This is a genomic window from Streptomyces sp. CG4 (assembly GCF_041080655.1).
In the GTDB taxonomy this organism is placed as follows: domain Bacteria; phylum Actinomycetota; class Actinomycetes; order Streptomycetales; family Streptomycetaceae; genus Streptomyces.
Window position 1 is genome coordinate 2,943,853 of record NZ_CP163525.1, and the last position, 18,679, is coordinate 2,962,531.

Genomic DNA, 18,679 nt, shown 5'->3' on the forward strand with positions numbered 1-18,679 from the left:
TAGACGCCGCCCGGCGGAACACGGTGGACGCTAGCCTGCGGATTCGTCCGAAAGGCCGTTAACATCCAGGAAACCCCTGGTCAGGTGGGCTGATCCGGCTCTAGGATGGCGCGCTCCGGCCATCCTCCGCGGTCACCGCACGCCGGGACCGCCCGACCCCGCGCCGCACGCACTCCCCCCTCCGGCGCAGTGACGATGGACTCCCAGACCTCACAGTCAGCCCAGGCATCCCAGTCACCTCACTCACCTCACACGTTCCAGGTCGACCTGCGCGGTCTGGTGGACCTGCTCTCCCATCACCTCTACTCCAGTCCCAAGGTCTATCTGCGCGAGCTGCTGCAGAACGCCGTCGACGCCGTCACCGCGCGGCGGACCGGACAGCCGGACGCCCCGGCGCTGATCCGGCTGCACCCGGCGGACGGCGGCCTGCGCGTGGAGGACAGCGGCATCGGCCTCACCGAGGCGGACGTGCACGAGCTGCTGGCCACCATCGGACGCAGCTCGAAGCGGGCCGAGGGCCTGCAGGAGGCCCGCTCGGGCTTCCTCGGCCAGTTCGGCATCGGTCTGCTCGCCTGTTTCCTGGTCGCCGAGCGGATCCGGGTGGTCAGCCGCAGCGCCCGTACACCCGGCGCGCCGCCGGTGGAGTGGATCGCGCGCGACGACGGCTCGTACACCGTGCGCACGCTGGACGGATCGGCGCGGCCCGAGCCCGGCACCACCGTGTATCTGACCGCGCGGGCCGGGGCGGCCGAGTGGCTCGCGCCCGAGCGGGTCCGCACCCTCGCCCGGGACTTCGGCTCGCTGCTGCCGTACGACGTCCGGGTGGGCGAGGAGCCGGTCACCGAGCTGCCCGCGCCCTGGGACCGGCCGTATCCGAGCCCCGCGAGCAGAAGGGTGGCGCTGGCCCGGCACTGTCGCGAGCTGTTCGGATTCGCGCCGCTGGACTCGATCGACCTGGACGTGCCGCTGGCCGGGATCCGCGGGGTGGCGTATGTGCTGCCCGCGGCCGTGAGCCCCGCCCAGCGGGCCACCCACCGGGTGCATCTCAAGGGCATGCTGCTGACCGAGCGGGCCGAACAGCTGCTCCCCGACTGGGCGTTCTTCGTGCGGTGCGTGCTGGACACCGACAGTCTGCGGCCCACGGCCTCGCGCGAGTCCCTGTACGAGGACGAGACGCTGGCCGCCGTGCGGGAGGCGCTCGGGACAAGGATCCGCGCCTGGCTCACGGGGCTCGCCGCCGGTGATCCCGAGCGGCTGACGGCCTTCCTCGCCGTGCACCACCTGGGGGTGAAGTCGCTCGCCCGGCACGACCGGGAGATGCTGCGCACGATGCTGCCCTGGCTGCCGTTCGAGACGACCGACGGACAGCTGTCCCTGGAGGAGTTCGCGCAGCGGCACCCGGTGGTGCACTTCACGCGGACCGTCGAGGAGTACCGGCAGGTCGCCCCGATCGCCTCGGCGCAGGGCGTCGGGGTCGTCAACGGCGGCTACACCTACGACGGCGAGCTGGTCGAGGCGCTGCCGTCGGTCCGGCCGGGGACGGTCGTCGCCGAGCTGGACGCGGACACCGTGACCGCGCACCTGGACGACGTCGACCCGGGCGAGGAGCTCGCCCTGACCGGCTTCCTGGCGGCCGCGCGGGCCAAGCTCGACCCGCTGAACTGCGACGTCGTACTGCGCGCCTTCCATCCGCTGTCGGTGCCCGCGCTGCATCTGGACGACCGGGCCGCCCGGCACGAGCAGGCGCGCGCGGCGGCCGAGGAGCAGTCCGACGACCTGTGGGCGGGCATCCTGGGCTCGCTGCGCGGCAGCGCCCCCCGCGCGCGTCTGGTGCTCAACCACCTCAACCCGCTGATCCGGCGCATCGGTTCACTGAAGGACCCGGAGCTGATCGGCACCGCCACCGAGTCGCTGTACGGGCAGGCCCTGCTGATGGCGCAGCGCCCGCTGCGGCCGGCCGACTCGGCGCTGCTCAACCGGGCGTTCATCGGCCTCCTGGAATGGGCCACACTCGGCGAGTCCACGCATCGGGAGGGTGATCGCTGATGGGCGGGACCGAAAGGATCACGGACTTCGACGCGCTGCGCCGGGCGCTGGCGGACAACGCCGAGCAGCCGGAGGGCCCGGCCCGCAACGCACGCGCGGAGCAGCTGCTCGCCGCGGCCGAGGGGCTGAACATCCCGCTCGCCGTGATCGAGGCGCTCGGACACCAGCTGAAGGTCTACAACTACAGCTCCGAGAAGGGCAAGATGTTCGTCCCGTTCGCGCGGCTGCTGCGCATGTGGGACGAGCGGCCCGAGGATTTCGACGAGTACGAGGCGCATTCGCTGCACTGGGTCTTCAAGTGGATGTCGGCGGGCATGCTGGACCAGCCGCACATCCCGCTCGCCTCGATCGAGAAGTGGCTCGGTGAGATGGCGCACCGCTACCGGCTCGCCGGGTACTCCGAACGGGCCGTGCACGGAGCCGAGTTCAGTGTGGCCGAGCACATCGGCGACCTGGCGCGCGCGGAGCGGGCGTACGCGGCGTGGCTCGCCGCGGACCGGGACGCGATGGCCGACTGCCACGCGTGCGAGCTGCACGGGCAGGGCACCTGGCAGGTCACGCGCGGCCGGGACACGGAGGCGCTGGAGCTGTGGCGGCCGGTGCTGGAGGGCGAGTTCGCGTGCGCGCACGAGCCGCACACCGTGCTGGCCTCCTCGCTGGCCCCGCTGCTGCGCCTGGGCCGCGTGGACGAGGCGCGCGGCCACCATCTGCGCGGCTTCCGCCTCGTACGCCCGATGGAGTCGATGCGCGGCGCGTACGCCGACCATGTGGAGTTCTGCGCGCTGACCGGCAACGAGGCGCGTGCCCTGGAGCTGCTCGCCGAGCGTCCGGCGTACTTCACGGACACCGGGCAGCCGCGCAGCCGGCTGGACTTCCTGGCCGTGGTGGCGCTGCTGATGGACCGGCTGGCCGAGCTGGGGCTCGCCGGACAGCGGGTGCCGGGGCCGGCCGGGCGGGCCTGGACCGCGGCGGAACTCGCCGGGCACGCGCGCGCGGAGGCGCTGGAGCTGGCCGAGCAGTTCGACCGGCGCAACGGCACGGCGTACGTCGGCGAGCGGACACGCGCGCGTATGGCGCAGCGGCCGCTGGCGGACCGGCTGCCGCTGGGCGTGCGTACGGTGCGCCCGGCGCCGGTGGCCGCGCCCCCGGTGCCCCCGGCGCCCCCGGCGCCCGAGGCGGCGGATTCGCCCGGCCTGCCCGCCCTGCTGGCCGAGGCCCGCCGGCTCTCGGAGTCGTTGCTCCCGCACGCGCTCGAGGCCTGGGCGGCGGCCGCGCAGGCGGCGGAGGGCGTGGAACTGGAACCGCGCGACGGCGCGGAGCTCACCGACCACGAGGCGATGGCCCGCGGCCCCGAGGGCGTCGAACTGTTCGAACGGGCGGCGGCGCTGTACACGGAGGCGGGCGACCTCGGCGAGGCACTGGCGGCACGCGCGCGTGGCGCGTACGTCCGTGCCCTGACGGGCGAGGTGGACGCGGCCCTGGAGGCGGTCACCGGGCTGTACGACGAGGCGCTCGCGCTGTACGCCGACGAGGCCACCGGCCTGCGGCAGACCGCCTCGGTGGTGATGAGCCGGGCCCGGATCCTGATGCGGTGCGTACACGAGGGATTCGCGCAGGCGGACGGCGCGGAAGGGCTCAGCCGGGCCGAGCAGGCCGTGCGGGAGGTGCTCGCGCTGGTCGGGGGGCGGGGCGCGGACGATGTGCGGCTGGCCGCCCGGGACGCGGAGGCCCGCGGGATGCTCGCCGAGCTGGCGCTGCTGCGCGGCGACGGCGGGCGGGCCGCGGAGCTGTTCCGGCGGGCGGTCGACGGGTATCTGAGCGCCGGGCTGCCGTGGTTCGCGGTGGAGTACGAGGCACAGCTCGCCGCCCTGGCCCAGCAGGCCGGTGACCTGGCCGGGGCCGAGCGGGCGCTGCGGTCCGCCCTGGAGCACGGCGGGCCGTACCTGGAGCCGGTCGGGCGGGCGCAGCTGCATCTGCAGCTCGCGGAGCTCGTGGGCGGGCGCGGCGAGGTGGCCGAGGCCGCCGAGCACGCGTGGCAGGCCGCGCACTGGGCCGACGAGGCAGGGGCGAGCGGCACGCTGGGCGGCTGGGCACGGCAGCAGCTGGGCGGGCTCCTGCTGCGCCAGGACCGCTGTGCGGAGGCCGCCGAGGTGCTGGAGTCGGCGCTGGCCGACCTGTCCGCCGAGACACACGGCGACGGGGCCGTCGTACAGGCGCGGTGGTGGCTCGGCGACTGCCTGAGCGAGCTGGGCGACCATCGCGCGGCCGCCGAACACCGGCTGCGCGCGGCCGAGATCGCCCGGCTCTGGCCCGAGCAGCAGGACCATGCCACGCTCGCCCATCTCGCCGGCGAGTCGCTGAGCAAGGCCGGACTTGTGGAGGAGGCGGATCAGGCCTACGCGCGTGCGGGCGAGTTGTGGCTCGCGCTGGGCAACGCGCCGTTCCGGGTGCGCTCGTTGCGGGCCCGGGGCTGGCTGGCGCTGCGCGGGGACGGCGGTGCGGAGGATGCGCGCGAGCTGATGGCGCGGGCGGTGCGGGAGTGCGAGCGGGCGCTGGCGGCCGCCGCGGACCCGGTGGCCCGGGACCAGCTCGGCATCGAACTGGCCCACACCCACCGCCAGTTCGGCGATCTGCTGGCCCGCTCGGTGGCCGAGGAGGCCGAAGACGGTGTGATCCAGGCCGCGTTCGAGGCGGCGCTGGTCCAGCTGGACCGGGCGGCCACGCTGTTCGGCACGCTGGGCGCGGACGGGCTGCACGACCGTACCGGCGCCGAACTCGCCGCCGGCTGGCTGGCGGCCGACCTCGGCCGGTCCGCGGAGGCGGCGGCACGCGCGCGTGCCGTACTCGCGGCCTACGAGGACGTCGACGAGGCGGACGACACCGTCCGGGCGCGGCGGGCGGAGGCCGCCCAGCTGCTGGAGCAGTGAGCCGGGGCGGGGTCACTCCACGCCGATGAGCAGCAGGGTCCCCTGCCGGCCGCCCCGGTACACCACGGTGTCCACGGCGAGGTAGGACTCCCGTACCCGTGTCTCCAGGTACTCGGCGATGGTCGCGGGAGCCTCGTCACCGACGACGAGGGTGACCAGCTCGCCGCCGGCCTGGAGCATGCGGTCCAGGACGGTCGCGGCGGTGGCGGTGACCTCGGGGCCGATGACCGCCACGTCGCCGTCGATCAGCCCGAGGACGTCCCCGGCCTGGCAGATGCCGGCCGTCGTCCAGGACTCGTGCTCGGCGACGACGACCTCCGCGTACCGGGTGGCGCCCGCCGCCGCGGTCATCTGGACGACGTCCTCGTCGAACCGGCGCTCCGGCTCGTGCACGGCGAGCGCGGCGATGCCCTGGACCGCCGAGCGGGTCGGGATCAGGGCCACCCGGATGCCCTCGGTGCGGGCCTGCTCGGCGGCCGCGGCGGCCGTGTGGCGCAGCTCGGCGTCGTTGGGCAGCAGGACGACCTCGCGCGCGTGGGCGCGCCGCAGCGCCTGCACCAGCTCCCCGCTGGCGGGCGGCTCCCCGGGGCGCGCGAGGACGGTCGTGGCGCCCGCCTCGCCGTACAGCCCGGCCAGGCCCTCGCCCGGTACGACGGCGACGACGGCCCGCTGGACCCGCTCGCGCGGGAGCCGCTCGCCGGCGGTGTGCGCGTCGCCGAGCCCGAAGTGGGTGATCCGGATCCGGTACGGCCGCCCGGCCTCGACGCCCGCCTCCACGGCGGCGCCCGCGTCGTCGACGTGCACATGGACGTTCCACAGCCCGTCGCCGCCGACCACGACCAGGGAGTCGCCGAGGGCGTCGAGGCGGGCCCGGAGCCGGGCCACGGCCGTGTCGTCGGCCTCCAGGAGATAGATCACCTCGAAGGCGGGCCCGCCGGCGCCGGCCGTGTCGGCGCAGAGCCCGGCATCAGCGTCGGACGTGGGCTCCACGCGCGCGTGCCCGCCGGAAACAGCGCCCGGGGCTCTCGGCGTCACCGGTACCGGGACCGTCGGCGTCTCCCCCGTGAACGCCTCCACCAGCGCCCCCAGGACCGCCACGAGCCCCCGTCCGCCCGCGTCCACGACCCCGGCCCGGCCGAGCACGGCCAGCTGCTCCGGTGTGGCCGCGAGGGCCGTCCGCGCGCCCTCGTAGGCCGCCCGCGCGACCGTCCCGCAGTCGCCCTCGGCTCCCTCGGCGGCCTCGGCGGCGGCCGAGGCGACGGTCAGCACCGTGCCCTCCACGGGGTGGGCCACGGCCTGCCGGGCGGAGTCCGCGGCCCGCCGCAGCGCCAGCCGCAGCCCCGCGCCGTCGATGTGGGGGGTCGCACGCCCGCTGTCGTCGGCGAGCACCTGGGACATGCCCCGCAGCAACTGCGCCAGGATCGTCCCGGAGTTGCCCCGAGCCCCGATGAGCGCCCCGTGGGCCATCGCGTGCGCGGCGTCCGCGAGGGACGGCTCCCCGGCGCCCGTCCCGTATCCGGCGAACACCGCCTCCACGGCCGTGGCCGCCGACTCCAGGGTGAGGTAGAGATTCGTTCCGGTGTCGCCGTCGGCCACCGGATAGACGTTGATCGCGTCGATCTCCGCACGCGCGCGCCCCACCGCCGCGAGTGCCAGACCGCACCAGGTGCGCACCGCGAGAGCATCGAGGAATGTCTGCGGCACCTGCGCCACCTGCGCCTCCCTGAACTGGCTGGACGTGGTCGCAGCGTAGACCCCGGGGTGGTGTCCACCGGAAGAGGGCCGGGGGCGGGGCCCTGAGCTGCCATGGTAGTTTCGTTGTACGGACGCAGTCGTTGTATGCTGCTCCGGTTGCCCGATCCTGATCGGGCCGTTCCCCTGGCAACGCCACTCAGATCTCAGGTCGTACGATCTCGATCCCGGCATGCCGGGATTAACCGTAAGTGCATCTGAAGTCTTTGGAGTGACCCGTGGCTGCCAACTGCGACGTCTGCGGCAAGGGGCCGGGCTTCGGCAACAACATCTCGCACTCGCACCGCCGTACGTCCCGCCGCTGGAACCCGAACATCCAGCGTGTGCGTACCGTGGTCGGCGGGACGCCGAAGCGCGTGAACGCTTGCACCTCGTGCATCAAGGCCGGCAAGGTCTCGCGCTGACGCATCGCTAAGCGCGCGGCCACTGCTGGTTCGCTGCACTGAGCCGGTCCACCCGAGGGTGGACCGGCTTTTTGCCGTACCCAAGACCCCTTTCCACCTGCCAGAATCCGGGGAATGCGCTTCGGCATCCTGGGCCCGCTGGACATCCGTACCGACGACGGCGGCCCGATCGACCCCGGCGGCCCCCGCCCCCGCGCCCTGCTCACGCTGCTGCTCCTGGACGCCGGCCGCCCGGTCTCCACGGAACGGCTGACCGACGGCCTGTACGGCGCCGAGCCGCCCGCCGGGGCGGCGGGTGCCCTGCAGTCGCAGATATCCCGGCTGCGCAGGCGGCTGGCCCCGCACGCGACGATCGAGGCGGGACCGGCCGGTTACCGGATCGATGTCCCCGCCGACCGCGTCGACGCCCACCGCTTCGAGCGGCTGGCCCGGGAGGGCCGCGCGGCCCTCGCCGCCGGCGACCCGGAGGCTGCCGCGGCCCGGCTGCACGAGGCGCTCGCCCTGTGGCGCGGCCCCGCACTGCCCGACCTGCCGGACGCCCACGCCGACACCGCACGCCTGGAAGAGCTGCGGCTGGCCGCCGTACAGGACCGGATCGAGGCCGATCTCGCCCTGGGCGGCGGCCCGGAGCTGGTGCCCGAGCTGCGCTCCCTGCTGGCCGCGCAGCCGCTGAGCGAGCGGCTCCACGGGCAGCTGATGCGCGCCCTGCACACGGCCGGGCGGCCCGCCGAGGCACTCACGGTGTACGAGGAGGCCCGGCGCGCGCTCGCCGACGAGCTGGGCGCCGATCCGTCGCCGGAGCTGGCGGCCCTGCACCTGGAGCTGCTGCGGGGTGCCGGGGCGGACCGGCCGCGGCCCCGGATCCCGGCCCAGCTGACCCGCTTCGTGGGCCGGGACACCGAACTGGCCCGCCTGGGCGCGCTCCTCGCCGACACCCGGCTGGTCACACTGACCGGGCCCGGCGGGGCGGGCAAGACCCGGCTCGCACTCGAAGCCGCCCGCGCCCGCGCCCACGCGGACGCGTATCTCGTCGAGCTGCCCGACTACCCGGCGTGAGCCCCCCGCAGCGCCCACCCGTGGTCCACCGGGCCGATGCCGGCGCCCAGTGCGAACCCGGCCGCGATCGCCCCGGTGACGTACTCCTTGGCCTGCGTGGCCGCGTCCGGCACGGTGAGTCCCTTCGCCAGCCCCGAGGCGATCGCGGAGGCGAGGGTGCAGCCCGTGCCATGGGTGTGCCGGTTGTCGTGGCGGGGGGCGCGCAGCCAGTGCTCGGACGAGCCGTCCGTCAGCAGATCCACGGCGTCCCCGGACAGATGCCCGCCCTTGATCAGCACCCACCGCGGCCCGTACGCCAGCACGGCCGCCGCCGCTCGCCGCAGATCGTCCTCGGACTCGACGTGCACGCCGGTGAGTTGGGCCACCTCGTCGAGGTTGGGGGTGGCCACGGTGGCCGCCGGCAGCAGCTTCGTCCGTACGGAGTCCAGCGCGGAGGCGGCCAGCAGCGGGTCGCCGTGCTTGGAGACGCCCACCGGGTCCACCACGGCCGGCGCGTCCGTGCCGGAGATCAACTCGGCGACCTCCTCGACCAGTTCCGCCGAGGCCAGCATGCCGGTCTTCACGGCCTGGACGCCGATGTCGTCGACGACGCTGCGGTACTGGGCGCGTACGGCCGCCACGGGCAGTTCCCACGCGCCCTGCACGCCCAGTGAGTTCTGCGCGGTCACCGCCGTGATCACGCTCATCCCGTGCACCCCGAGCGCCAGCATCGTCTTCAGGTCGGCCTGGATTCCGGCGCCACCGCCGGAGTCCGAGCCCGCCACCGTGAGAACCCGGGGAATCATGACTCGATGTCCCCGAAGTGGTCCCAGCCGCCCTTGCTGGTCCAGGGCGCCCCGTCGACGGTCACCTGGGGCAGCGCGGAGGGGTTGAGGACCTCGCCGATGACCTTCCAGCGGGCCGGCAGCTTGGTGTCCGACGGGAAGGTCGCGACGATCGCGTGGTCCTCTCCCCCGCTCAGCACCCACTGCAGCGGATCGACGCCCACGGCCTGCCCGATGTCGTTCATCTGCGTCGGGATGTCGATCGCGCTGGATCGGATGTCGATGCGGACCTTGCTGGCCTCGGCGATGTGCCCGAGGTCGGCGATCAGCCCGTCGCTCACGTCGCACATCGCGGTCGCGCCCAGGGCGGCCGCCGCCGGGCCCGCGTGGTACGGCGGCTCGGGACGCCGGTGAGCCTCCACGAAGGCGCGCGGGGAGCGGAAGCCGCGGGAGAGGACCGCGTACCCGGCCGCGGACCAGCCCAGCCAGCCCGTGACGGCCACCAGGTCGCCGGGCTGGGCACCGGCCCGGGTGACGGGCTCCTGGTTGCGCAGATCGCCGAGCGCGGTGATCGACACCATGATCGTGTCCCCGCGTACGACGTCCCCGCCGACCACGGAGGCGCCCGCGACCTGGCACTCGTCGCGCAGGCCGTCCATCAGCTCGCTGGGCCAGGTCACCGGGAGTTCGGCCGGCACGACCAGGCCGAGCAGCAGGGCGGTCGGTACGGCGCCCATCGCGGCGATGTCGGCGAGGTTCTGCGCCGCGGCCTTGCGCCCGACGTCGTACGCCGTGGACCAGTCGCGGCGGAAGTGCCGCCCTTCCAGCAGGATGTCGGTGCTCGCCACCACCCGCCGGTCGGGCGCGGCGACCACCGCGGCGTCGTCGCCGGGGCCGATCCGGACCGCCGGGGTGGTGGTGAGACGGGAGGTGAGCTCCCTGATGAGCCCGAACTCCCCGAGCTCACCAACAGTGCCCTTCATCGTCCTGGCTCCCCTTCTCTGCCATGCCGTGCCCACTCGCGCGTCATCAGTGTCCCCGATACGGTCGAGATGACCGTCGAGACGGTCCTTTACGACCGTCGGTACGGTCACGCGGACCGTCAACTTCCGTGGTGCCTGCACCCTGGCGCGCAAGCCCGGTTCCCGCAGGTCTCCCCGCGGGGAGCGGCGACGCGATACCGTGGCGTTCCTTTTCCCCACATGATCCTCGTGGCCGCCCTGGAGGTTCCGTGGTACAGGCGTACATCCTGATCCAGACGGAGGTCGGCAAAGCGTCGACCGTCGCCGAAGTGATCGCCAAGATCCCTGGAGTGATCCAGGCCGAGGACGTGACGGGTCCGTACGATGTCATCGTGCGCGCCCAGGCCGACACGGTCGACGACCTCGGTCGCATGGTGGTCGCCAAGGTCCAGCAAGTGGAAGGCATCACCCGCACCCTGACCTGTCCGGTCGTGCATCTGTAGCCCCCGTCTACGCTTGGCCGGTGAACATCTTCCGTCACCGGCCCTTCGGCCTGCTCGCGCCCGCGCTGCTGATCACGGTCGCGGGCTGTTCATCTGCAGACGACAGCGCCACGGTGGCGGTTCCCAGCCCCGACGCGAAGACGGCCCCGGTGTGCCGGGATCTGCACAAGGCGCTGCCGCAGCAGCTCGACGGACGAAGCCGCAACGACCCCGAGCCCCGGTCCGCCTACACGGCGGGCTGGGGAAGCCCGGCGATCATACTGCGCTGCGGGGTGGTACGGCCGCCGAAGATGATCGATCCCAAGGTGGCCGAGGGCGGTGACCCCGACGCCATCGCGGGCGGGGTGAACGGCGTCGACTGGCTGATGGAGAGGCAGGGCGACGGCACCTGGCGGTTCACCACCGCGGGCCGCGTGGCTTATGTGCAGGTCAGCCTGCCCAAGGGGATGTCCGCGCAGGACGAGGGCACGGTCGTGCTCACGCACCTCGCGGACGCCGTGAAGAAGGCGATCCCCACGGGGATCGCCTCCATGCGCGGATGATCTGCCGGGTGCTCAGCGCAGCCCGGTCGAGCGGCGCAGCGCCGCCTGCACCAGGCGGTCGATCAGCTCGGGGTAGCTGACGCCGCTGGCCTGCCACATCTGCGGGTACATCGAGATCGGCGTGAAACCGGGCAGCGTGTTGATCTCGTTGATCACGAACTCGCCGTCCTCGGTGAGGAAGAAGTCCGCGCGGACCAGGCCCTCGCAGGAGACCGCCTCGAACGCCTCCACCGCGAGCCGCCGCACCTCGGCCGTCTGCTCCTCGGTGAGCGGCGCCGGGACGATACCGGGCGTGGAGTCGATGTACTTGGCCTCGAAATCGTAGTACGCGTGCGCGTCCGGCGGCGGGATCTCGGCCGGCACGGAGGCGCGCGGCCCGTCCTCGAACTCCAGCACCCCGCACTCGATCTCGCGGCCCCGCACGGCGGCCTCGACGAGGATCTTCGGGTCGTGCGCCTGCGCGGTGGCGATCGCCTCGTCCAGGCCGGACAGGTCGTCGACCTTGGTGATGCCGATCGAGGAACCCGCGCGCGCGGGCTTCACGAACAGCGGCCAGCCGTGGTCGCCGGCGAAGTCGACGATCTTCTTGCGGGCGGCGGACTCGTCCCGCTCCCACTCACGGGGGCGGATCACCACGTACGGGCCGACCCCGAGCCCGTAGGAGGTGAAGATCCGCTTCATGTACTCCTTGTCCTGGCCGACCGCCGAGGCGAGCACACCGGCGCCCACGTACGGCACCCCGGACAGCTCCAGGAGGCCCTGCAGGGTGCCGTCCTCGCCGTACGGGCCGTGCAGCACGGGGAAGACCACGTCGACCTCGCCGAGCGCCTTGGGCACCGAGCCGGGCTCGCTGTAGACGACCTCGCGGTTGGCCGGGTCGACGGGGAGCACCACGCCGCCCTCGGCGGACTCGGCCATGTCCTCGACGGCGGGCACCCGGCGGTCGGTGATGGCCATCCGCTCCGGCTCGTCGGCGGTGAGCACCCAACGGCCCTCCCGCGTGATGCCGATCGGCAGCACGTCGTACTTGGTCCGGTCGATGGCGCCGAGGACGGCGCCGGCGGTGACCGTGGAGATCCCGTGTTCGGAGCTGCGCCCGCCGAACACGACGGCCACGCGGGGCTTGCGCGACGGCTGCTCGGGGCTCTGGGGAAGGTTCTCGGTGCTCATAACGCGTTGAGAGTACCCGTTGGTAGAGCCCTGATACAGCGACGGCGCAGAGGGTTCGCTCAGCGTCGCTCGGGCTTCGCGCTGCGCGACATCAGCTCCTTGAGGGCGACCACCGGCGGCTTGCCCTCGTGCACGATGTCCACGACCGTCTCGGTGATGGGCATCTCGACCCCGTGCCGGCGGGCCAGATCCGCCACCGACTCGCAGGACTTGACGCCCTCGGCGGTCTGCCTGGTGACGGCGATGGTCTCCTCCAGGGTCATGCCCTTGCCGAGGTTGGTGCCGAAGGTGTGGTTGCGGGACAGCGGCGAGGAGCAGGTGGCCACCAGGTCGCCGAGGCCCGCGAGTCCGGAGAAGGTCAGCGGGTCGGCGCCGAGCGCGACGCCGAGCCGCGCGGTCTCGGCGAGGCCCCGGGTGATGAGCGAGCCCTTGGCGTTGTCGCCGAGCCCCATGCCGTCCGCGATGCCGACGGCGAGCCCGATGACGTTCTTCACGGCACCGCCGAGCTCGCAGCCGACCACGTCGGTCTCCGTGTACGGCCGGAAGTACGGCGTGTGGCAGGCGGCCTGGAGGCGCCTGGCGACGGCCTCGTCGGCGCAGGCGACGACGGCGGCGGCGGGCATCCGGGCGGCGATCTCGCGGGCCAGATTGGGCCCGGTGACGACCGCGATGCGGTCCGCGCCGACCTTGGCGACGTCGTCGATGACCTCGCTCATCCGCATGGTGGAGCCGAGTTCGACGCCCTTCATCAGGGAGACGAGCACGGTGTCCGGAGCGAGCAGCGGGGTCCACTCGGCGAGGTTGGCGCGCAGGGTCTGGGAGGGGACGGCGAGGACGGTGAAGTCCGCGTCCCGCAGCGCCTCGGCCGGGTCCGAGGTGGCCTTGAGGTTCTCGGGGAGTTCGACGCCGGGCAGGTAGTCGGGGTTGGTCCGCGTGGAGTTGACGGCCTCGGCCAGCTCGGGGCGGCGGGCCCACAGGGTCACTTCACAGCCCGCGTCGGCGAGCACCATGCCGAAGGCCGTGCCCCATGAGCCGGTGCCCATGACCGCCGCCTTTACCGCCTCGCTCACTTGCTCTGCCCCTCCGGTTCCGTGCCCTGCGTCTGTGCGGCCTGCGTGTGTGCGCCCTGCGTCTGTGCGGCCTGCGTCTGTGCGGCTTGTGTCTGGGCCTGGGTGCGGCGCCGTTGTTCGATCCGCTCGCGGCGCGGGTCGTAGGGGGTCTCGGGCGCCTTCTCGCCGCGGAGCTCCTCGAGCTGGCGGGTGATGGCCGCCATGATGACCTCGGTGGCCTCCTTCAGCAGGTCCGGGGTCATCTCCTTGTCGTAGAAGCGCGACAGGTCCACCGGCGGGCCCGCGAGCACGTGATGGGTCTTGCGCGGGAAGAGGTTCGGCTTCTTGGCGTACGGCGGCAGCAGTTCGTTGGCGCCCCACTGGGCGACCGGGACGACCGGGCACTTGGTCTGCAGGGCCACGCGGGCGGCGCCGGTCTTGCCGGTCATGGGCCAGCCGTCCGGGTCGCGGGTGAGGGTGCCCTCGGGGTAGAAGGCGACGCATTCGCCGCGCTCCACGGCGTCGATCGCGGCGCGGAAGGCGCTCAGCGCGTCCGTGGACTCGCGGTAGACGGGGATCTGCCCGGTGCCGCGCATGGCGGCGCCGATGAATCCCTTCTTGAAAAGCCCGCTCTTCGCCAGGAATCGCGGAACCCGTCCGGTGTTGTACTGATAGTGCGCGTACGCGAAGGGGTCCACATGGGAATTGTGGTTCACCACAGTGATAAATCCGCCCTCGGCCGGAATGTGCTCCATTCCGCGCCAGTCCCGCTTGATCAGAACGACCAGCGGCGGTTTGCAGAGCACCGCGGCGAAGCGGTACCAGAAGCCGATTCTGCGGCGGGGCACAAGGACACCTTCCTCTAGGGGCTGCCACCTCGGCGGGGGCCGCACAAGTGTCGCCCCAGGCCGCCGGTCTGTCGAGAACACCGTACGCCCCGCCGCTCGTGGCGCCCGATGGCGCGGGGACAATGATCGCGAGGAGAGAGGGGCGGTACGCCGGTGCAATGGACGTTGGTCATCCCGCTGAAACCCTTGTCCCGGGCCAAGAGCAGGCTCTCGGACACGGCCGGCGATGGTGTGCGGCCGGGGCTGGCCCTGGCGTTCGCCCAGGACACGGTGGCCGCGGCGGTGGCCTGTACGGCGGTTTCGGATGTGGCGGTCGTCACGGACGACGAGCTGGCCGCGCGTGAGCTGGCCGCACTGGGCGCCCGGATCGTGCCGGACACCCCGGCGGGCGGGCTGAACGCCGCTCTGGCGCACGGCGCGGCCGTCGTACGGGAAATGCGCCCGCGCACACCGATCGCGGCGCTGAATGCCGATCTCCCGGCGTTGCGCCCGTCGGAACTCGCCGTTGTCCTGGGCGCGGCAGCGGAGTTTCCGCGCGCGTTTCTCGCGGATGCGGCTCAGCTGGGCACGACGTTGCTGGCCGCGGGGCCGGACGCGGAATTGCGCCCGGAGTTCGGTCTTGATTCCCGTTCCCGGCATCGCGCCTCCGGCGCCCGGGAACTGGAGCTCGCCGAGGTCGATTCGGTACGACAGGACGTGGATACCGGGGATGATCTGCGGTCGGCGCTGGCCTTGGGAGTGGGCCCGTATACGGCGGCGACATCGGCGGGTTTGCTGATCCCGGGGTCGTAAGGTTCGGGGCACTGCTCGCCGGGAGGTACGGCGGCTGCAACCCCCTGGGGCGCGGGGAACCCCACGGCGACGCCCGGCACCGGAGCTACCCTGCAGCCATGCAAGCCACCGCATACACCTACGACCCCGAAACCCGCAGTGGACAGGTGCTCCTCGACGACGGCACCCCGGTGCCCTTCGACGCCGCCGCCTTCACTGCCGGAGGCCTCCGGCTGTTGCGCCCCGGCCAGCGCGTGCGGATCGAGACCGAGGGCCGGGGCGACACCCTGCGCATCACCCTCGTAACCCTTCAAACCCTGTAACTGCCCTTACACACGCCGCGGGCCGGGCTCCCCAGGGGAGTCCGGCCCGGCGCGTGGGTGCCCGGCGGCCTTACGACGCCGCCTTGCGGGCGGTGGCCTTCTTCGCGGTGGTCTTGCGGGCCGTCGACTTCTTGGCCGGGGCCTTCTTCGCGGTCACCTTCTTCGCCGGAGCCTTCTTCGCCGTCGCCTTCTTGGCGGCGGCCTTCTTCGCCGCGGTGGTCTTGGCGGCCGCCGTGGTCTTCTTGGCGGCGGCCTTCTTCGCCGTGGTCTTCTTCGCGGCCGCCGCGGTCTTCTTCACCGCCGCCTTCTTCGCGGTGACCTTCTTCGCGGCCGCCTTCTTCGCCGTGGTCTTCTTCGCGGCGGCCTTCTTGACCGTCGCCGCGGCGCCGCCGGTCAGGCTGCCCTTCGGCGCCTTCTTGACCGAGACCTCGCCACCGCGCGGCAGCTTCTTCGAGCCGCTCACCAGGTCCTTGAAGCCCTGACCGGCGCGGAAGCGCGGCACGGAGGTCTTCTTGACCCGAACCCGCTCGCCCGTCTGAGGGTTGCGGGCGTAACGGGCGGGGCGGTCCACCTTCTCGAAGGACCCGAAGCCGGTGACCGAGACCCGCTCGCCCGCGACGACCGCGCGGACGATGGCGTCCAGGACATGATCGACAGCTTCGGCGGCCTGCTGACGGCCACCCACCTTGTCGGCAATCGCTTCTACGAGCTGCGCCTTGTTCACGTCTTCCCCTTCGGAGACATCGCCAGAACGAAAGTGTTCAAGCTTTTTCGCACGTTAGGCAGATATATACCGCAAATCAAACACGAAACGGGCTTATCACCCTTGTGCCGCAACGGACTCGGTGATCTCGGGCTGTTCAGTGGTCCTCGTCGGGGATCCGCCCCGCATCGAGGTCCGCGTTGAACTGCTCGAGCCGCCTTGCCGCAGTGGCGAGATCGTGCTTGGCCGCGGCCGTAATGACCAGCAGCTTCCGGGTCAGCGCCATCCGTACGCCCTCCGGGACTTGCAGTGCGCGCACCCTTGCGTGCGCTTCCTTGAGTTGGTTCGCGACCGCCGTATAGAGCTGGAGTTGGCCGTCGTGTTCCATGCACAGATTGTGCCATCTGGGGCGAGTTGTCGCCTGCGCAGGGGGCAACTGCCGCCTCAAATGGCCTTCCAGGCACTTGCGGAGGACGCGATCCCAGCACTCACGTACCCGGGTAACGCCCTTCCTAACGTGGGAAGTTGAGCACGGCGCAGGAGACGTGCGGGGCCGTTCGGGGGCAGACATGGCCGTACCCCCGATCGTGGCGATCGGGGGTACGGACGGGGGTGTTGACGTGGCCGAAACCTGCCCCGCTCAGGGGGGCCGGATCAGGCCTGGAGGGTCCGCGGCTTGTGGGCGGGCCGCTTGGCCTCGTACGCGGCGATGTCGGCCTCGTTCCGGAGCGTGATGGAGATGTCGTCCAGGCCGTTCAGCAGCCGCCAGCGGGAGTTCTCGTCCAGCTCGAAGGAGGCGGTGATGCCCTCGGCGCGCACCTCACGCGCCTCGAGGTCCACCGTGATCTCCGCGGTGGGGTCCGCTTCCGTCAGCTCCCACAGCGCGTCCACGATCTTCTGCTCCAGCACCACCGTGAGCAGGCCGTTCTTCAGCGAGTTGCCCCGGAAGATGTCCGCGAAACGGGAGGAGATCACGGCCTTGAAGCCGTAGTTCTGCAGCGCCCAGACGGCGTGCTCGCGGGAGGAACCGGTGCCGAAGTCGGGACCGGCGACCAGGACCGTGGCGCCCTGCCGCTCGGGGCGGTTGAGGATGAAGTTCTCGTCCTTGCGCCAGGCCTCGAACAGCCCGTCCTCGAAGCCGTCCCTGGTGACCTTCTTGAGCCAGTGAGCAGGGATGATCTGGTCGGTGTCGACGTTGCTGCGGCGCAGCGGCACGGCCCGGCCGGTGTGTGTGGTGAAGGCTTCCATGATCTCTCAGACTCCAGCGGGCGTACGGACGTCGGTCAGGTCGGCCGGGGAGGCCAGATGGCCGAGGACGGCGGTGGCCGCCGCGACCTGCGGCGACACCAGGTGCGTACGACCGCCCTTGCCCTGTCGGCCCTCGAAGTTGCGGTTGGAGGTGGACGCGGAGCGCTCTCCCGGGGCCAGCTGGTCGGGGTTCATGCCGAGGCACATCGAGCAGCCCGCGTGCCGCCATTCGGCGCCGGCCTCCTTGAAGACCACGTCCAGGCCCTCGGAGACGGCCTGCAGACCGACCCGCGCGGAGCCCGGGACGACCAGCATCCGTACGCCGTCGGCGACTTTGCGGTCCTTCAGGATGTCGGCGGCGGCGCGCAGGTCCTCGATGCGGCCGTTGGTGCAGGAGCCTACGAAGACGGTGTCCACGTTGATGGAGCGCAGCGGCTGGCCGGCCTCCAACCCCATGTATTCCAGGGCCTTTTCGGCGGCGAGGCGCTCCGAAGCGTCTTCGTACGAAGCCGGGTCGGGGACGGACGCCGAAAGCGGCGCGCCCTGGCCGGGGTTGGTGCCCCAGGTGACGAAGGGGGACAGCTCGTCGGCCTTGATGACGACCTCGGCGTCGAACTCGGCGTCCGCGTCCGTCTTCAGCGTCTTCCAGTACGCGACGGCGGCGTCCCAGTCCGCGCCCTCGGGGGCGTGCGGGCGGCCCTTGAGGTACGCGAAGGTGGTCTCGTCGGGGGCGATCATGCCCGCGCGGGCGCCGGCCTCGATCGACATGTTGCAGATGGTCATCCGGGCCTCCATCGAGAGTTTCTCGATGGCGGAGCCGCGGTACTCCAGGATGTAGCCCTGGCCGCCGCCCGTACCGATCTTCGCGATGATCGCCAGGATCAGGTCCTTGGCGGTGACGCCCTCGGGCAGCTCGCCCTCGACGGTGATGGCCATGGTCTTCGGGCGGGCCAGCGGCAGCGTCTGGGTGGCCAGCACGTGCTCGACCTGCGAGGTGCCGATGCCGAACGCCAGCGCGCCGAACGCGCCGTGCGTGGAGGTGTGCGAGTCACCGCAGACCACGGTCGTGCCGGGCTGGGTCAGGCCCAGCTGCGGGCCTACGACGTGCACGACGCCCTGCTCGACGTCGCCCAGCGGGTGCAGCCGCACCCCGAACTCGGCGCAGTTCTTGCGCAGCGTCTCCAGCTGGGCGCGGGAGACCGGGTCGGCGATGGGCTTGTCGATGTCGAGGGTCGGGGTGTTGTGGTCCTCGGTGGCGATGGTGAGATCGAGCCGGCGCACCTGGCGGCCGTTCTTCCGCAGCCCGTCGAAGGCCTGCGGGCTGGTCACCTCGTGCAGCAGGTGCAGATCGATGAAGAGGAGGTCGGGCTCGCCCTCGGCGCGCCGGACGACGTGGTCGTCCCAGACCTTCTCCGCGAGTGTCCTACCCATCGCTTTCCCTCCGGCCGGCCACGGTCACGCCGACACAACTAGAGATCTTGAGGAAGCAGCGCCCTGGTTCCCGGTGTCCGGTGATCGCGGGCGCCCCACACCCGGCCCCTTGGTCGGTGGGCCGCTGTGTGATTCCAGAGTGGCGCGTTCCACGGAAAATTGAACTTGCGTTTCACAGAG

General features: G+C 72.4%; 17 protein-coding genes and 1 pseudogene. 8 read left to right on the plus strand and 10 right to left on the minus strand.

Annotated elements, in window-relative coordinates; genetic code table 11:
• The first annotated feature begins 195 nt into the window (after nucleotides 1-195).
• Both AB5L52_RS13235 and AB5L52_RS13240 read left to right on the plus strand, forming a co-directional pair.
• The gene (locus AB5L52_RS13235; protein WP_351024395.1) at nucleotides 196-2,046 is read left to right on the plus strand and encodes an HSP90 family protein; all 1,851 of its coding nucleotides are present in this window, start codon (nucleotides 196-198) and stop codon (nucleotides 2,044-2,046) included.
• Nucleotides 2,046-4,973: a tetratricopeptide repeat protein gene (locus AB5L52_RS13240; protein ID WP_369364141.1), complete on the plus strand. Its 2,928-nt coding sequence runs from the start codon at nucleotides 2,046-2,048 to the stop codon at nucleotides 4,971-4,973. Before AB5L52_RS13235 ends, AB5L52_RS13240 begins: the two co-directional genes overlap by 1 nt.
• Nucleotides 4,974-4,985: 12 nt before the next feature.
• Here the strand turns inward: AB5L52_RS13240 and AB5L52_RS13245 are convergent, their stop codons facing one another.
• Nucleotides 4,986-6,686, minus strand: a complete 1,701-nt coding sequence (locus AB5L52_RS13245) for a DAK2 domain-containing protein (RefSeq protein ID WP_351024390.1) — start codon at nucleotides 6,684-6,686, stop codon at nucleotides 4,986-4,988.
• A gap of 257 nt (nucleotides 6,687-6,943) precedes the next feature.
• On the opposite strand from AB5L52_RS13245, the gene rpmB reads away from it, so the two are divergent.
• Both rpmB and AB5L52_RS13255 read left to right on the plus strand, forming a co-directional pair.
• Nucleotides 6,944-7,129 carry a 50S ribosomal protein L28 gene (gene rpmB / locus AB5L52_RS13250; RefSeq protein ID WP_003993230.1) on the plus strand — a complete coding sequence of 62 codons (186 nt, stop codon included), beginning with the start codon at nucleotides 6,944-6,946 and terminating at the stop codon, nucleotides 7,127-7,129.
• A 114-nt stretch (nucleotides 7,130-7,243) separates the two neighbouring features.
• Nucleotides 7,244-8,137 (plus strand): annotated as a pseudogene (locus AB5L52_RS13255) (BTAD domain-containing putative transcriptional regulator); the annotation flags it as partial.
• Between the two features lie 35 nt (nucleotides 8,138-8,172).
• Here AB5L52_RS13255 and thiD read toward each other — a convergent pair.
• Together thiD and AB5L52_RS13265 are read right to left on the minus strand one after the other, a co-directional pair.
• On the minus strand, nucleotides 8,173-8,970 hold the full coding sequence (gene thiD, locus AB5L52_RS13260) for a bifunctional hydroxymethylpyrimidine kinase/phosphomethylpyrimidine kinase (protein WP_369364144.1): 798 nt from the start codon (nucleotides 8,968-8,970) through the stop codon (nucleotides 8,173-8,175).
• Nucleotides 8,967-9,932 carry a thiamine-phosphate kinase gene (locus tag AB5L52_RS13265; RefSeq protein ID WP_369364146.1) on the minus strand — a complete coding sequence of 322 codons (966 nt, stop codon included), beginning with the start codon at nucleotides 9,930-9,932 and terminating at the stop codon, nucleotides 8,967-8,969. Before AB5L52_RS13265 ends, thiD begins: the two co-directional genes overlap by 4 nt.
• A 248-nt stretch (nucleotides 9,933-10,180) precedes the next feature.
• On the opposite strand from AB5L52_RS13265, the gene AB5L52_RS13270 reads away from it, so the two are divergent.
• Nucleotides 10,181-10,414 (plus strand): Lrp/AsnC family transcriptional regulator, encoded by a 234-nt coding sequence (locus AB5L52_RS13270; protein ID WP_023546505.1) that lies wholly within the window; start codon nucleotides 10,181-10,183, stop codon nucleotides 10,412-10,414.
• A gap of 20 nt (nucleotides 10,415-10,434) precedes the next feature.
• A complete protein-coding gene (locus tag AB5L52_RS13275; protein WP_351024376.1) occupies nucleotides 10,435-10,956 on the plus strand; it encodes a DUF3515 domain-containing protein in 522 nt (173 codons plus the stop codon).
• 12 nt (nucleotides 10,957-10,968) lie between these two features.
• Here AB5L52_RS13275 and AB5L52_RS13280 read toward each other — a convergent pair whose 3' ends face one another.
• The 3 genes from AB5L52_RS13280 to AB5L52_RS13290 are packed head-to-tail and all read right to left on the minus strand — an operon-like array spanning nucleotide 10,969 to nucleotide 14,023.
• Nucleotides 10,969-12,126, minus strand: a complete 1,158-nt coding sequence (locus AB5L52_RS13280; RefSeq protein ID WP_351024373.1) for a D-alanine--D-alanine ligase family protein — start codon at nucleotides 12,124-12,126, stop codon at nucleotides 10,969-10,971.
• Nucleotides 12,127-12,185: 59 nt separating this feature from the next.
• Nucleotides 12,186-13,196 carry an NAD(P)H-dependent glycerol-3-phosphate dehydrogenase gene (locus tag AB5L52_RS13285; protein WP_369364149.1) on the minus strand — a complete coding sequence of 337 codons (1,011 nt, stop codon included), beginning with the start codon at nucleotides 13,194-13,196 and terminating at the stop codon, nucleotides 12,186-12,188.
• The gene (locus AB5L52_RS13290; protein WP_369364151.1) at nucleotides 13,193-14,023 is read right to left on the minus strand and encodes a lysophospholipid acyltransferase family protein; all 831 of its coding nucleotides are present in this window, start codon (nucleotides 14,021-14,023) and stop codon (nucleotides 13,193-13,195) included. The genes AB5L52_RS13285 and AB5L52_RS13290 overlap by 4 nt, the downstream gene beginning before the upstream one ends.
• A gap of 153 nt (nucleotides 14,024-14,176) precedes the next feature.
• On the opposite strand from AB5L52_RS13290, the gene cofC reads away from it, so the two are divergent.
• Together cofC and AB5L52_RS13300 are read left to right on the plus strand one after the other, a co-directional pair.
• Nucleotides 14,177-14,815, plus strand: coding sequence for a 2-phospho-L-lactate guanylyltransferase (gene cofC / locus AB5L52_RS13295; protein ID WP_369364152.1), 639 nt, complete (start codon nucleotides 14,177-14,179; stop codon nucleotides 14,813-14,815).
• A gap of 98 nt (nucleotides 14,816-14,913) precedes the next feature.
• A complete protein-coding gene (locus tag AB5L52_RS13300; RefSeq protein WP_351024363.1) occupies nucleotides 14,914-15,117 on the plus strand; it encodes a hypothetical protein in 204 nt (67 codons plus the stop codon).
• Nucleotides 15,118-15,187: 70 nt separating this feature from the next.
• On the opposite strand, the gene AB5L52_RS13305 is transcribed toward AB5L52_RS13300, so the two are convergent.
• From AB5L52_RS13305 to leuC, 4 genes are all read right to left on the minus strand, one after another.
• Nucleotides 15,188-15,841 carry an HU family DNA-binding protein gene (locus AB5L52_RS13305; RefSeq protein ID WP_351024360.1) on the minus strand — a complete coding sequence of 218 codons (654 nt, stop codon included), beginning with the start codon at nucleotides 15,839-15,841 and terminating at the stop codon, nucleotides 15,188-15,190.
• A 136-nt stretch (nucleotides 15,842-15,977) separates the two neighbouring features.
• Nucleotides 15,978-16,208, minus strand: a complete 231-nt coding sequence (locus AB5L52_RS13310) for a hypothetical protein (protein WP_351024357.1) — start codon at nucleotides 16,206-16,208, stop codon at nucleotides 15,978-15,980.
• A gap of 266 nt (nucleotides 16,209-16,474) precedes the next feature.
• Complete coding sequence (gene leuD / locus AB5L52_RS13315; RefSeq protein ID WP_351024354.1) at nucleotides 16,475-17,068, minus strand: 3-isopropylmalate dehydratase small subunit; 594 nt, start codon at nucleotides 17,066-17,068, stop codon at nucleotides 16,475-16,477.
• Nucleotides 17,069-17,074: 6 nt separating this feature from the next.
• A complete protein-coding gene (leuC, locus tag AB5L52_RS13320; RefSeq protein WP_351024352.1) occupies nucleotides 17,075-18,499 on the minus strand; it encodes a 3-isopropylmalate dehydratase large subunit in 1,425 nt (474 codons plus the stop codon).
• Nucleotides 18,500-18,679: the final 180 nt, after the last annotated feature.